Below are 814 nucleotides of genomic sequence, written 5' to 3' on the forward strand. Positions count from 1 at the left end.
GTTTGTCTCGGGTGTCGTTGGTCTGCACATGAGTGGCTTGGTTGAATTCGGTGATCACCTGCGAGAACACGGTCCCGAACAGTTTCCCGCAGTTCTCGTTCCACTCGTAGACGGGATTGGTGGCGTATTCCAAGAACAGCCTGACATCTGACTGATACGCCCGAATCGTGGCGTGAGAGAGATTGCGTACCCCGCGCAGATGAGCGAAGAACTCATCGGCATCCTGTGGGGTCCACTGCCACGGTGGGGATCCCACGAAGTCGATCATGCGATGAATCAGCTTGATTCGGCGGTCAGCGGTACCGGCACGGAAGTTCCGGGTAATCTGTGCGCGTCTCCAGCCGACGAGGACGTCGTCGAGGAAACTTTCGGAGGATGCGGAACTATCGAACGGAAGGTAGATCAGCCGACCACCAACGTCACGTCGGTCCACGAGCACACCCTTTCGCCGGTCTGCATATTTTGCACTCAGAGTGCGTCTATTGCAATGACCTCGAACGTAATGCCTGCTCAGGCCGGATCGATTCTTGATGACCCATCCCTGCGACGCGGCACCGAGATGTTGCCGCGGGATGGGCACGCGGATGGTATCGATGCAGTTCAGGCGGGTATCTGCACCGCGCGAGGTCGCTTACATAAAACGGGGATATTCGCGTGAGATGACGATAGCCAATGTACTACTTGACATAATATAAATTATCGGCATGCAACCGTGACGAATTTCATCTGATGCGACAATTGGTCGCCGTCTGCGTATTCAGCCCTTGACGTGCAGCAGAGCAGTGCCACCTGCACCGCATCAAACCCGCCTGGG

1 protein-coding gene is annotated in these 814 nt (G+C 56.1%); it reads right to left on the reverse strand.

The window, feature by feature from the left end; genetic code table 11:
* A partial coding sequence (locus QMK32_RS25195; RefSeq protein WP_283478306.1) for a site-specific integrase occupies positions 1–433 on the reverse strand: 433 nt, incomplete at its 3' end.
* Between the last annotated feature and the right edge of the window lie 381 nt (positions 434–814).

Origin of the sequence: Rhodococcus sp. H29-C3, from assembly GCF_030063405.1 — a bacterium.
Lineage (GTDB): Bacteria > Actinomycetota > Actinomycetes > Mycobacteriales > Mycobacteriaceae > Rhodococcoides.